Origin of the sequence: Pseudomonas akapageensis, assembly GCF_011355085.1 — a bacterium.
Classification (GTDB): Bacteria; Pseudomonadota; Gammaproteobacteria; order Pseudomonadales; family Pseudomonadaceae; genus Aquipseudomonas; species Aquipseudomonas akapageensis.
Genome location: NZ_VXCP01000005.1, coordinates 1 through 12,793, shown reverse-complemented (window position 1 = coordinate 12,793; position 12,793 = coordinate 1). Strand labels below are relative to the sequence as shown.

Annotated in this window: 9 protein-coding genes; 3 read left to right on the top strand and 6 right to left on the bottom strand. The window is 61.0% G+C overall.

Features of this window, described 5'->3' with window-relative positions; genetic code table 11:
• Positions 1 to 10: 10 nt before the first annotated feature.
• Positions 11 to 1,909 (bottom strand): phage tail sheath family protein, encoded by a 1,899-nt coding sequence (locus tag F2S13_RS05065; protein ID WP_166359380.1) that lies wholly within the window; start codon positions 1,907 to 1,909, stop codon positions 11 to 13.
• Between the two features lie 654 nt (positions 1,910 to 2,563).
• Between F2S13_RS05065 and rfaH the strand changes: the two genes are divergently transcribed.
• Complete coding sequence (gene rfaH, locus F2S13_RS05060; protein WP_246237765.1) at positions 2,564 to 3,055, top strand: transcription/translation regulatory transformer protein RfaH; 492 nt, start codon at positions 2,564 to 2,566, stop codon at positions 3,053 to 3,055.
• A gap of 739 nt (positions 3,056 to 3,794) precedes the next feature.
• Here rfaH and F2S13_RS05055 read toward each other — a convergent pair.
• Positions 3,795 to 4,136 (bottom strand): DUF6124 family protein, encoded by a 342-nt coding sequence (locus F2S13_RS05055; protein WP_166359378.1) that lies wholly within the window; start codon positions 4,134 to 4,136, stop codon positions 3,795 to 3,797.
• 119 nt (positions 4,137 to 4,255) lie between these two features.
• Here F2S13_RS05055 and F2S13_RS05050 point away from each other — a divergent pair, with 119 nt between their 5' ends.
• Positions 4,256 to 4,930: a LexA family protein gene (locus F2S13_RS05050; RefSeq protein ID WP_166359377.1), complete on the top strand. Its 675-nt coding sequence runs from the start codon at positions 4,256 to 4,258 to the stop codon at positions 4,928 to 4,930.
• Positions 4,931 to 5,042: 112 nt separating this feature from the next.
• Here F2S13_RS05050 and F2S13_RS05045 read toward each other — a convergent pair whose 3' ends face one another.
• The 4 genes from F2S13_RS05045 to F2S13_RS05030 are packed head-to-tail and all read right to left on the bottom strand — an operon-like array spanning position 5,043 to position 10,613.
• Positions 5,043 to 6,998, bottom strand: coding sequence for an acetyl/propionyl/methylcrotonyl-CoA carboxylase subunit alpha (locus tag F2S13_RS05045; RefSeq protein ID WP_166359376.1), 1,956 nt, complete (start codon positions 6,996 to 6,998; stop codon positions 5,043 to 5,045).
• A complete protein-coding gene (locus F2S13_RS05040; protein ID WP_166359375.1) occupies positions 6,995 to 7,813 on the bottom strand; it encodes a gamma-carboxygeranoyl-CoA hydratase in 819 nt (272 codons plus the stop codon). Before F2S13_RS05040 ends, F2S13_RS05045 begins: the two co-directional genes overlap by 4 nt.
• A 2-nt stretch (positions 7,814 to 7,815) precedes the next feature.
• Positions 7,816 to 9,423 carry a carboxyl transferase domain-containing protein gene (locus F2S13_RS05035; RefSeq protein ID WP_166359374.1) on the bottom strand — a complete coding sequence of 536 codons (1,608 nt, stop codon included), beginning with the start codon at positions 9,421 to 9,423 and terminating at the stop codon, positions 7,816 to 7,818.
• 26 nt (positions 9,424 to 9,449) lie between these two features.
• A complete protein-coding gene (locus tag F2S13_RS05030; RefSeq protein WP_166359373.1) occupies positions 9,450 to 10,613 on the bottom strand; it encodes an isovaleryl-CoA dehydrogenase in 1,164 nt (387 codons plus the stop codon).
• A gap of 259 nt (positions 10,614 to 10,872) precedes the next feature.
• On the opposite strand from F2S13_RS05030, the gene F2S13_RS05025 reads away from it, so the two are divergent.
• Positions 10,873 to 12,546: an AMP-binding protein gene (locus F2S13_RS05025; protein ID WP_166359372.1), complete on the top strand. Its 1,674-nt coding sequence runs from the start codon at positions 10,873 to 10,875 to the stop codon at positions 12,544 to 12,546.
• The last annotated feature ends 247 nt before the right edge of the window (positions 12,547 to 12,793 follow it).

Genomic DNA, 12,793 nt, shown 5'->3' with positions numbered 1-12,793 from the left:
TTCGACTCCCTTATTGCAGATCGCCGGCGATCTGCTGAATGGTGATGACGACGAACTCTGCCGGTTTGAGCGGCGCGAAGCCCACCTGAATGTTGACGATGCCAAGGTTGCGGTCCGCCTGTGTTGTGGTTTCCTTGTCGCACTTGACGAAGAACGCTTCCTGCTGCGTCTTGCCCTGGAACGCGCCCTGGCGGAACAGGCCGTTCATGAAGGCACCGAGGTTCAGGCGGATCTGCGCCCACAGCGGTTCGTCGTTGGGCTCGAACACCACCCACTGCGTGCCGCGGTACAGGCTCTCCTCGATGAAGAGTGCGAGTCGGCGAATCGGGATGTATTTGTACTCGTCGGCCTGCGCGTCGGCGCCCTTCATCGTGCGCGCCCCCCAGCAGACGCGGCCGTAAGCCGGGAAGCTGCGAAGCACGTTGACACCGAGTGGATTGATCTGGCCGTTCTCGAGGTCATTGACCGGCAGTGCGAGGTCCAACACGCCGTTGAGTGTCGCGTCGGTGCCGGCAGGCGCCTTCCAGACGCCACGTGTGGCGTCGGTGCGCGCATAGACGCCGGCCAAAGTGCCTGATGGCGCCATCGAACGGGGGCGCAAGCCGTCGAGCGGGTCGAGAACACGCACGGGAGGGAAGTAAGTCGCCGCATTGCGCGACTGCGAGGCGGCGTTGGTCCAGGCTCCGATTTCGGTAAGCTTAAGACGGAGCGGTGCATCGACAATATAGAACGCGCGGCGATCTTCGCACAGTTTGGTGGCGGCGGGGATGACTGCGGCCTCCTTGCCAGCGGGCATGTCAAAGGTCTCGGGGATGCAAAGGAGGTTGAAAAGATCCACGTCCAACAGGGAGTAGATGCCACTCTTCTTGTCAGGGCTACCTATCAGGTCATTCGGCCCACCTTTATCTCCGGCTCCAAGAGTGCTGGGCGCGACGTTTATTGCGGCTATGGGGCGATGCTCAATCGCGGCAGGGAGTTCTCGGCCGCCGTTTTCCAGCCCCAATTTGATCGCTGCGGTTAATCCCCCGAATGCACCGCGTGTGATCACAACACTCGACGACTCTCCGACGGTCAGGGACTTCAGGCTCAGGTGGCCGTTGCCGGCACCGCCGTCTTCGCCGGTTTCCAAAGCCAGCAGCACAGAGGCCAGACCAGCGTCGGAAATCGCGTCGTTGATCGAGTGGACCAGGGTGTTGATATCGGTCCAAGGAACGGGGATGGGGACGGGGATCAGTAGAAACGGTGTGGTGTCGTCCAGGGTGCCGCCGATCACGGTATTGCTCGGGCTTGGCGGGTGCGCCAAGTCGATTTTGTCGCTGACGGCGCATCCCGTCTGGGCAAACACCAGGCCGGCAACGCGTTCCACTTGCACCAGCGCGGAGGCGTTCTTGACCACCGACTCAACGAACTGTGGGGATTTCGGGTCCATGCTCAGGTTGCGATGAGTCTCGAGCGTCACCGTGCTGCTGTCGGGTTGCAACTGTGAAACGATCAAATTGAAGTCAGCGTGTGGATTGCGCAGCTGCGGGCTATCCCGTTCCACAGTGATGCGCAGGGTATTCGCCCATTCACCTGGACTGGCCGCAGTCACCTTCAGCACATCTGCTGCCCCGTCTCCCTTTAATAACCAGCTCGTCAATTTTTTGCCAGCGACCACCCGCACGATCAAGGCCTGGGTACCGCCGTTGAGGAAGAACTGCCGCACCGCATACGACACCGGGCTGTCGCGGTCCAGTCCGCCGAAGCCGCGCTCGAAGTCGGCGTAGCTGGTGATCGGAACGGCCTTGTCGGGCTCGCCTTTGCGCGTGTAGCCGACGAAGGCCGCGATCGAGGTAGCGACACCGGTGATGGTGCGCACCCCGCTGGCCTTTTCGACAATGTAGACACCGGGGTAGCTGACTTGGGCCATGTCGCTGACTCCTTAGCTGTGCAGGGGACCCACCAGGAAGAGTCTGACGAAGATTTCCTTGGTGGACTGTCTGTATGGATCAGTTCATTTGTTTGAGCGCAGAGATAAAACCAGTGCCGCTATTTGGCTATTAACCGTCAGCTCGCATATTCAAGTTGGCTATCAAGTAGTTGTTGTAGGAGGGGCGGCACCCAAGTAAGCAGGTAATAGGGGCAGGGCAAGATTGATTCATGTCACGTGTTCAGCGCTATAGATTCTGGTCGCGAGAGCGCTCAGAATGTTCAACGAGTTGGTTGGATAAAGTAGCGAGCAAAGCTACCGCAATTCGCTGGCGCAGGGCGGAGCGATAGTTGCAGGATTGAAACATGCGTACTACCAAACTGACACAGTCCCATCGACTGCAGTTGCAGAGAGCTATCAAACATGGATCAGAGCAAAACTCAGGATAGTTCGACTGGGAGGGCACACAATGTTTCTACTGTACGAAACGCTTCTTTCCGACCGATGGATCCGTCGAAAACACTCGATGATAAACATCATTTTTCTACCCTACCATTAGTCGGCCTTTGAGCTTGCGTAGCGACACCGCTAGAAGGGAGGGGCTAACGTCAACGGAGTGACAGTTCGCGCAAGTGAAAGCTTATGAATCGGATAATGGATTTACCCGACGTCGCTTGGTATCTCGTGCAATGCAAGTCTCGTCAAGACCTGCGGGCGAGTGAACATCTGCATCGGCAGGGCTTCGCCTGCTTCTGCCCGACCATGAGCTTTGAAACCATCAAGAGTGGCAAGATCAAGCAACTCACACAGTCGATGTTTCCAGGTTATCTTTTCGTTCATTTGCACGCCCAGGACAACTGGACCGCGCTGCGATCGACCCGCGGCGTGAACAGGATCGTCAGCTTTTCCAGTCAGCCATGCCGCGTGCCCGACGACATCATCGAACAACTCAAGCAACGTTGCTCCATCGTCACTGAGTTCACGGCGCTCAAGCCAGGCGACAAGGTTCAGGTGAAGGTGGGGCCCTATGCCCAGGTGGATGCGATCTTCCTGGCGTTGGAGGGGAAAGAACGGGTCATGCTGTTGCTGAACATCCTCCATCGCGAGCAGCCTGTCCGGGTCCTTTTACAGCATTTGATGGGCTGAGCATGCATTCGAACTGTCGGTTCAGGCGAATCAAAAATAGGATTACCTACCCTTCTGACTGGCCGTTTTCCAGCAGGTCGCCCATGGAGGCGAGAGAGTGAGTAAACCTTTAAAGCTCAAGGAATGGCTAACCGTAAAGGATACCGCAAAGCGCCTGTCTATCAGCGTAGGTGAAGACGTAACCGAGGCTGACATTCTGCGCTTGGCGCTCGATGGGCATCTAACGCTGTCTGTGTACTTCGTGAAGATTTGCGTCCGGTAGCCTTCACGACAAGGCGCAAGCCGTCGCCGTCTTCATAGGAGGCAGGCTAAGACAAGTTGTCAATTTGCTTGGGGGTCAGTTTGCCCACCGATCTCTCCTTTGTCAGTGAGGGATGTTGTTCCCCCATCTGTTCCCCCACTTTTTCGCCGATTGCAACGGAATAGGGTGAACGCTTGCGGACAGATACTAAGTGGTAAACGCCGTATAATCTATGACTTACGGAAAAGTACGAAATGTGGCGGACAGAAAAAGACCCGGCAAAAAGCCGGGTCAAAAACCGTGATTAGCCTGATGAGGAGATAATCTGAGAGTCCGACCTAAGGTCTTTCAGGTTATCCAACCGATCTCGCGACCAGTTGCTTGCAATAATAATCATTATCATTTGTAAGTCAAATGAATTTCCCGTCATCCGCGAAATAATTTTCGTTTCCATATCCTGTGGCTCCAGCGACTGCGCTGCGGCGTATGGGTCCCTGTTCAAATACTTTGTTTATTCAGCGTGCGTTCCACCATGGCTCGCGCCAGGTTGATCATGTGCATGACCGAAAACGCCAGGTCGCGCCGGGCGCCCTGGAGGCTGTCGGCTGATTCGTAGGCGGTCGCTGCGGCGCAACGCAGCAACGCATAGGCATGGGTCATCGCTTGTGCAGTGGTCAGGCCATCGCGAGCGGTGAACATCAATGGTTCGTCATCCTCCTGGCCCGCTGGCGTTGGATTGAGGTAGTAGTCAAGTGCTCGCCTGGCCGCGTCGCTGTCGATGAGCACGGTACGATCGTCGTCTTGAGTGTTACCGGGGTTTTCCTGAGTAGGGGGGATCATGGTCGTCCTTGCTGGATAAATTGGGCTTTTCAGGCTAGTACGGGTCGTATTTGTTGCCAAATCCAACATAATACAATTTGTGTATTGAGCGTGGGATTTCTGTCCGTATCGTGCCAGCGATGGATAAATGGATTCTCCTGGTCAAGGCCAGAATGCGTGAACTCAACGTCACGCAAGAACAACTCGCAGAACGCATCGGGGTGTCCCAAGGCGCCGTGGGGCATTGGTTGAACAAACGCCGCGAGCCCAAGCTCGAGACGATGAACCAGATTCTGGCAGCGCTCGATCTGGCTCACCTACGCATCTGTCCCACGGTTCAGATAGCAGAGCCGGATGGTTCCTACAGTGTTGATGGTGATTCGACTACAGCGTTGCAGGCGTTGGTCCCACAGCACGAATTGTATTTTCGCTATCCGGTCATCACCTGGGAGGCGGCCAGTCAAATGGCTGGCCCGGAGCTGGTCACCTACCCCGACGGGCGCTTCGAGGTGTCCGATTATCAGGCCCAGGGGCCGGCGTTCTGGTTGGAGGTCGAGGGCGATGCGATGACGGCGCCACTAGGTATCAGTGTGCCGGAAGGGATGTTGATTCTGGTGGATCCGGCCCTGGAGGCCGTGGTGGGCAAGCTGGTCATCGCCAGGTGCAAAGACCGTCCGGGGGCGACCTTCAGGCAATTGAGCGAGGAGGGCGGGCAACGTTATCTCAAGCCGCTGAACCCGACGTATCCCAAGGTCGTGCTGACCGAGCAATTCTGCCTGCTCGGGGTCGTGGTTCAGGCCACTATCAAGTTCTAGGCGGCCCATGTAGCCGCTGCCGGAGGCTGCGCTGGGCTCCCAGGCGATCTTGAGATCCTGCGCCCGCTTCGCGGTCGAGCGCAGCCTACGGCAGCGGCTACATGGGCCGGTGTTAAGACTGCTCCAATTCCACCAACGCACTGCCTTCACTGACCATCTCGCCTTCCTGGCAATACAGGGCCTTGATCACACCGGCATGGGGCGCACGGATACTGTGCTCCATCTTCATCGCCTCCAGCACCACCAGTTGCGCACCGGCTTCGACCTGTTGCCCGGCTTCGACCAGCACCCGCACGATACTGCCGTTCATGGGTGCGGTAAGGCCGCCATGATGGGCATGGCTGGCATCGGCCTCGGCAATCGGATCGAGCAGGTTGACGGTCTGCAGTTCGCCTTGCCAGTGCAGATACAGCGAGCCACCCCGGCGGATGGCCAGGTGCTGGCGGCGCAGGCCGTTTTCATCGACTTGCAATTGCTCACCGACCAGACGCAGGTTGGGCGCGGCGCTCTGGCTGAGTGTCAGCGCTTGCTCCTGACCGTTGCAGCTCAGGTGCAGGCTGGTCTGGGCTGGCAGCCCGGCACGAAAACCTGCGGTCGAACTCCAGGGTGAGTGGACGTCATCCCTGCGCACCTGCGCCGGCTGGCTCTGGATGTAAGCCTGCGCAGCGGCCTCCCAGAAGGCAGCTGGCAGCGGGGTCGGGGCCGGCAGCAATTGCTCCTGATAACGCGGGATGAAGCCGGTATCCAGTTCTGCGTCGGCGAAAGCCGGGTGAGCAACGATGCGCCGCAGGAAGCCGATATTGGTTTTCAGTCCGCCGATAGCGAACTCGTCGAGCATGCTCAGCAGGCGCAGGCGTGCCTGTTCGCGGTCTTCGCCCCAGGCGATCAGCTTGCCCAGCATCGGGTCGTAGAAGGGCGAGATGATGTCGCCTTCGGCCACGCCGCTGTCGACTCGCCGTCCCGCACCCGGCGCCGACTCGCGGTACAGCTGCAGGGTGCCGGTGGCAGGAAGGAAGTCATTGCCCGGGTCTTCGGCATACAGCCGCACTTCGATGGCGTGGCCATTGAGCGGTACTTGCTGCTGGGTGATCGGCAGCGGTTCGCCGCAGGCCACGCGAATCTGCCAGGCCACCAGGTCCAGGCCGGTGATGGCTTCGGTGACCGGGTGTTCGACCTGCAGGCGGGTGTTCATCTCCATGAAGAAGAATTCGCCACGGGCGTCGAGCAGGAACTCCACCGTGCCGGCACCGACGTAGCCGATGGCCTGGGCGGCGCGCACCGCCGACTCGCCCATGGCCTGGCGCAGTTCGGGGCTCAGGCCAGGGGCCGGGGCTTCTTCCACCACTTTCTGGTGACGACGCTGGATCGAGCAGTCGCGCTCATTGAGGTACAGGCAATTACCGTGCTGGTCGGCGAACACCTGGATTTCCACATGGCGCGGCTTGAGGACGTATTTCTCCACCAGCATGCGCGAGTCGCCGAAGGACGATTGCGCTTCGCGCTGGGCCGAGGCCAGGGCTTCGGCGAGCTCGCTTTCCTGCTCGACCACTTTCATGCCTTTGCCGCCACCACCGGCGGTGGCCTTGAGCAGCACCGGATAGCCAATGCGTTCGGCGGCGGCACGGAAGGTCTCCAGGTCCTGGGCTTCACCGTGATAACCGGGCACCAGCGGCACACCGGCGGTTTCCATCAGGGCCTTGGCTGCCGATTTGCTGCCCATGGCGTCGATGGCCGAAGCCGGTGGGCCGAGGAAGATCAGCCCGGCTTCCTCGATGGCACGAGCGAAGCCCGCGTTCTCGGAAAGAAAGCCGTAGCCGGGGTGGATCGCCTGGGCACCGCTGGCCTTGGCCGCGGCGATCAGCTTGGCGATGTCCAGGTAGCTTTCCGCTGCCTTGGCACCGCCCAGGTCGACGCGAATATCGGCTTCGCGGCTGTGGCGGGCGTCACGGTCAGTGGCGCTGTGCACGGCCACGGTGGTCAGGCCCAGGGCCTTGGCGGTGCGCATCACCCGGCAAGCGATCTCGCCACGGTTGGCAACCAGCAGGGTAGTCAGGTGCGGGCGGCTCATGGGCGCGGCTCCTTCGCGGTCGGGGTCGATTGCCAGTTGGGTTGGCGTTTTTGCAGGAAGGCGCGCAGGCCCTCCTGGCCTTCGGGGCTGACGCGAATACGGGCGATGGCGTTTTCGCAGTAGCGGCGCAGGGCAGGGGTCAGCTCGCCATGGCCGACTTCACGCAGCAGATCCTTGCTCGCACGCATGGCTTGCGGGCTGTTCTGCAGCAGGTTGTCGACCCATTCGCCGACCCGTTGCTCCAGCTCCGCCACCGGATAGGCTTCGGCCAGCAGGCCCAGATCGCGGGCGCGTTCGCCACTGAAGCGCTCGGCGGTCAAGGCATAGCGGCGCGCAACGCGCTCGCCCATGGCCTGGACCACGAAGGGGCTGATCACCGCCGGGGCCAGGCCGATGCGCACTTCGGACAGGCACAGTTGCGCATCAACCGTACCGATGGCCATGTCGCAGCAGCTGATCAGGCCCAGCGCACCACCGAAGGCCGCGCCCTGGACCACGGCCAGGGTCGGGATCTTCAGCTTGTGCAGGTTGTACATCAGCTCGGCCAGTTCCTGGGCGTCGGCCAGGTTGGTCTGGTAGTCGAGCTCGGCCGACTGCTGCATCCAGGCCAGGTCCGCGCCGGCACTGAAGTGCCGGCCACGGCCGCGCAGCAGCAGAAAACGCAGGTCGGTATCGGCTGCCACCTGGTCCAGCGCCAGGATCAGTTCGCGAATCATCTGCGCATTGAATGCGTTATTCTTGTCTTCGCGGCTGAGCCAGAGGGTGGCGAAACCGCGAGGGTCTTTGAGCAATTCAAGGGTCGTGAAGTCGTTCATGATCACATCCGGAAAATGCCGAAGCGGCTTTGTTCGACGGGCGCATTGAGTGCTGCCGACAAGGCCAGGCCCAGTACGTCGCGGGTTTGTGCCGGGTCGATGACGCCGTCGTCCCACAGCCGTGCGCTGGAATAGTAGGGGTGGCCCTGGTGCTCGTACTGGTCGAGGATCGGCTGTTTCAAGCGGGCCTCGTCCTCGGCGCTGAAAGGGTGCCCAGTGCGTTCGCTCTGTTCGCGCTTGACCTGGGCCAGCACGCCAGCCGCCTGCTCGGCGCCCATCACGCCGATCCGCGCATTGGGCCACATCCACAGGAAACGCGGGTCGTAGGCGCGGCCGCACATGCCGTAGTTGCCGGCGCCGAAGCTGCCGCCGATGATCACCGTGAACTTCGGTACCTTGGCGCAGGCTACGGCTGTCACCAGCTTGGCACCGTGTTTGGCGATGCCGCCGGCCTCGTACTTCTGGCCGACCATGAAACCGGTGATGTTCTGCAGGAACAACAGCGGGATGCCGCGCTGGCAGGCCAGTTCGATGAAGTGCGCGCCTTTTTGCGCAGCTTCGGCGAAGAGGATGCCGTTGTTGGCCAGGATCGCGATCGGGTAGCCATGCAGGTGCGCGAAGCCGCAGACCAGGGTGGTGCCGAACAAGGCCTTGAATTCGTCGAACACCGAGCCGTCGACCAGGCGCGCAATGACTTCGCGCACATCGAAAGGCTGCTTGGCATCGGCCGGAATCACCCCATACAGGTCTTCGCTGGCGTACAGCGGTGCGATTGGGGCGCGCTGCTGGACTTCACCGAGTTTCTGCCAGTTCAGGTTGGCGATGCAGCGGCGGGCGATGGCCAGGGCGTGTTCGTCGTTGTCGGCGTAATGGTCGGCAACCCCGGACACCTTGCAGTGCACATCGGCACCGCCCAGGTCCTCGGCGCTGACCACCTCGCCGGTGGCGGCTTTTACCAGGGGCGGGCCGGCAAGGAAGATGGTCGCCTGCTGGCGGACCATGATCGCTTCGTCGGCCATGGCCGGTACATAGGCGCCACCGGCGGTGCAGGAACCCATGACCACGGCGATCTGCGGGATACCCAGGGCGCTCATGTTGGCCTGGTTGAAGAAGATCCGCCCGAAGTGCTCGCGGTCCGGAAAGACTTCATCCTGACGCGGCAGGTTGGCGCCGCCCGAGTCCACCAGGTACAGGCAGGGCAGGCGGTTCTGCTGGGCGATGGCCTGGGCGCGCAGGTGTTTCTTTACCGTCAGCGGATAATAGGAGCCGCCTTTGACCGTGGCGTCGTTGGCCACGATCATGCATTCCACGCCTTCGACCCGACCGATACCGGCAATCACGCCGGCGGCGGGTACGTCTTCGCCATAGACTTCATAGGCGGCCAGCTGGCCGATTTCGAGAAACGGCGAGCCCGGGTCGAGCAGGCGGTTGATGCGCTCGCGTGGCAGCAATTTGCCCCGCGAGGTGTGTCGTTCCTGAGCCTTTGGCCCGCCGCCCTGGTGAACCTGGGCGAGCAGGTTGCGCAGTGCCTGGACCTGTTCGAGCATGGCCGCGCTGTTGACGGAAAACTCCGCCGAGCGCGGGTTGATCTGGGTGTGCAGGATAGCCATGGGGCGCACTTCCTTATCTGGATGGCTCAGCGTGTTTCGTTGAACAGTTCGCGACCGATCAGCATCCGGCGGATTTCGCTGGTGCCGGCGCCGATTTCATACAGCTTGGCGTCGCGCAACAGGCGCCCGGTGGGGAATTCGTTGATATAGCCGTTGCCACCCAGGATCTGGATCGCGTCCAGGGCCATTTGCGTGGCGCGTTCGGCGGTGTAGAGGATCACCCCGGCGGCGTCCTTGCGGGTGGTTTCGCCACGCTCGCAGGCCTGGGCCACGGCGTACAGATAGGCACGGCCGGCGTTGAGCTGGGTGTACATGTCGGCGACCTTGCCCTGGATCAGCTGGAACTCGCCGATGCTCTGGCCGAACTGCTTGCGGTCATGGATGTAGGGTACGACCACGTCCATGCAGGCCTGCATGATCCCGGTCGGGCCGCCGGAGAGCACCACACGCTCATAATCCAGGCCGCTCATCAGGACCTTGACGCCACCATTGACCACACCGAGCACGTTTTCTTCGGGGACTTCCACGTCATCGAAGAACAGCTCGCAGGTGTTGGAACCGCGCATGCCCAGCTTGTCGAACTTGTTGCTGCGGCTGAAGCCTTTCCAGTCGCGCTCGACGATGAAAGCGGTGATGCCGTGCGGGCCCTTTTCCAGGTCGGTCTTGGCGTAGATCACATAGGTGTTGGCATCCGGGCCGTTGGTGATCCAGGTCTTGCTGCCGTTGAGCACGTAGTGGTCGCCACGCTTGTCGGCACGCAGCTTCATGGAGACCACGTCGGAGCCGGCATTGGGCTCGCTCATGGCCAGGGCGCCGATGTGTTCGCCGCTGATCAGCTTGGGCAGGTATTTGGCTTTCTGCTCGTGGGTGCCGTTGCGGTTGATCTGGTTGACGCAGAGGTTGGAGTGGGCGCCGTAGGAGAGGGCGACCGAGGCCGAGCCACGGCTGATTTCTTCCATCGCCACCACGTGGGCCAGGTAGCCCAGGCCTGCTCCGCCGTATTCTTCCGGCACGGTGATACCCAGCAGACCCATGTCGCCGAACTTGCGCCACATGTCGGCGGGGAACAGGTTTTCCTGGTCGATCTGGGCGGCGCGCGGGGTCAGTTCGGCGGCGACGAAGGCCTGGACCTGGTCGCGCAGCATGTCGATGGTTTCGCCCAGGGCGAAGTTCAGGGATGGGTAATTCATGCTTTCACCTTTGCTGTTTATTCTTGTGGAAGGGGTGAACAGCCGCGGCTGCTCCTGCTATCACCTTTACGTTAACGTAAACCTGAAGAGGGAGGCTGTCAACGCTGTCCAATGGTTTTGATCGACGGTCGGAAAAAGCTTTCTGTTGCCCTTTACGTTAACGTTAATTTGAGCGAGAGTTAAGGCGATTTTTTCGGCTGCTGACTGTACAGTCGACAGTCAACGGCATGCTCCCAGAACAAACACAAAAGGGACCGTCATGGAACAACCAAGCTATTCCAAGGGCCTGCAAGACAAAGCATTGCTGGCGATGACCATCGGCCAGGCCTTCGATGACACTGTAGCCCGTTTCCCGTACGGCGAAGCGCTGGTGGTACGCCATCAGCAACTGCGTTACACCTGGCAGCAACTGGCTGAAGCGGTCGATGTGCATGCCCGGGCCTTGCTGGCCCTGGGACTCAAGACCGGCGATCGGCTGGGTGTCTGGGCGCCCAATTGCGCCCAGTGGGCCATTGCCCAGTTCGCCAGTGCGAAGATTGGCGCGATCCTGGTCAACATCAACCCGGCCTACCGCAGCGGCGAGCTGGAGTACGTGCTCAAGCAGTCCGGCTGCCAGTGGCTGATCTGCGCCGGGGCGTTCAAGTCTTCCAATTACCACGAGATGGTGAGCGGCTTGTTGCCTGAACTGGGTAAGCAACCGGCAGGGCAATTACGCAGTGAGTTGCTGCCGGAACTGCGCGGGGTCATCAGCCTGGACGCACAACCGCCGGCAGGCTTCCTGCCCTGGGAGCAGTTGGCGGCACTGGCCGAAAGCATCAGCGATGGGGCGTATCAAGAGCGCCAGAAGAGCCTGCAATTCGACCAGGCGGTGAACATCCAGTACACCTCCGGTACCACCGGTTTTCCCAAGGGCGCGACCCTCAGCCATTACAACATCCTCAACAACGGCTACATGGTCGGCGAAAGCCTCGGCCTGACCGAGTCCGACCGTCTGGTGATTCCGGTGCCGCTGTACCACTGCTTCGGCATGGTCATGGGCAACATTGGCTGCCTGACCCATGGCAGCACCATGATTTACCCCAACGACGCCTTCGATCCCTTGCTCACCTTGAGCACGGTCGCCCAGGAGCGCGCCACCGCCCTGTACGGTGTGCCGACCATGTTCATTGCCATGCTCGACCAGCCCCAGCGCCAGGAGTTCGACCTGTCGAGCCTGCGCACCGGGATCATGGCCGGGGCGACCTGTCCGATCGAAGTCATGCGCCGGGTCATCAGCGAGATGCACATGAGTGAAGTGCAAATCGCCTACGGCATGACCGAGACCAGTCCGGTGTCCCTGCAGACCGGCCCCAGTGATGAGCTGGAACTGCGTGTTACCACGGTGGGGCGTACACAGCCACAGCTTGAGAGCAAGATCATCGACGAACAGGGCTGCATTGTCCCGCGCGGGCAGATGGGCGAATTGTGCACGCGCGGTTACAGCGTGATGCTCGGCTACTGGAACAACCCCCAGGCCACGGCCGAAGCCATCGACGCGGCGGGCTGGATGCATACCGGCGACCTGGCGACCATGAACGAGCAGGGTTACGTCTGCATCGCCGGGCGTAACAAGGACATGATCATTCGTGGCGGCGAGAACATTTACCCGCGCGAGCTGGAGGAGTTTTTCTTCACCCACCCGGCGGTGGCCGATGTCCAGGTGATCGGCATTCCCGATGATCGCTACGGCGAGGAAATCGTCGCCTGGATCAAGTTCCACCCTGGCCATAGCGCCACGGAGCAGGAGCTGCAGGCCTGGTGCAAGGCGCGTATCGCGCATTTCAAGACGCCGCGGTACTTCCGCTTCGTCGAGGAATTCCCGATGACGGTGACGGGCAAGGTGCAGAAGTTCCGGATGCGGGAGATCAGTATCGAGGAGTTGTCGAACAGGTAACGGTGCTACTCGTTCCCACGCTCCGCGTGGGAATGCCTCGCCAGACGCTCTGCGTCGCCGACACGACCGCTCGGCGCGGAGCGCCTGGGGCTGCGCTCCTTTGCTGCGCGTGGGAGCGAGGAGGGCTGCTCGCAAATCTGAATCCCGGAAAGCACTGAGGGGAGCCGAAGCTCCCCTCTAGGATTGTTGCATGCTCTTTTTTTTATTTTTGGGGTTTAGCCTGTTGTTGTTTTTGTCGGCCTTACCC

What these genes read in the sequence shown, in the direction of transcription:
- F2S13_RS05055 (WP_166359378.1), bottom strand. Translation starts at nt 4,136, where the DNA reads ATGATCCCCCCTACTCAGGAAAACCCCGGTAACACTCAAGACGACGAT.
- F2S13_RS05050 (WP_166359377.1), top strand. Translation starts at nt 4,256, where the DNA reads ATGGATAAATGGATTCTCCTGGTCAAGGCCAGAATGCGTGAACTCAAC.
- F2S13_RS05030 (WP_166359373.1), bottom strand. Translation starts at nt 10,613, where the DNA reads ATGAATTACCCATCCCTGAACTTCGCCCTGGGCGAAACCATCGACATG.
- F2S13_RS05040 (WP_166359375.1), bottom strand. Translation starts at nt 7,813, where the DNA reads ATGAACGACTTCACGACCCTTGAATTGCTCAAAGACCCTCGCGGTTTC.
- rfaH (WP_246237765.1), top strand. Translation starts at nt 2,564, where the DNA reads ATGGATTTACCCGACGTCGCTTGGTATCTCGTGCAATGCAAGTCTCGT.
- F2S13_RS05035 (WP_166359374.1), bottom strand. Translation starts at nt 9,423, where the DNA reads ATGGCTATCCTGCACACCCAGATCAACCCGCGCTCGGCGGAGTTTTCC.
- F2S13_RS05025 (WP_166359372.1), top strand. Translation starts at nt 10,873, where the DNA reads ATGGAACAACCAAGCTATTCCAAGGGCCTGCAAGACAAAGCATTGCTG.
- F2S13_RS05065 (WP_166359380.1), bottom strand. Translation starts at nt 1,909, where the DNA reads ATGGCCCAAGTCAGCTACCCCGGTGTCTACATTGTCGAAAAGGCCAGC.
- F2S13_RS05045 (WP_166359376.1), bottom strand. Translation starts at nt 6,998, where the DNA reads ATGAGCCGCCCGCACCTGACTACCCTGCTGGTTGCCAACCGTGGCGAG.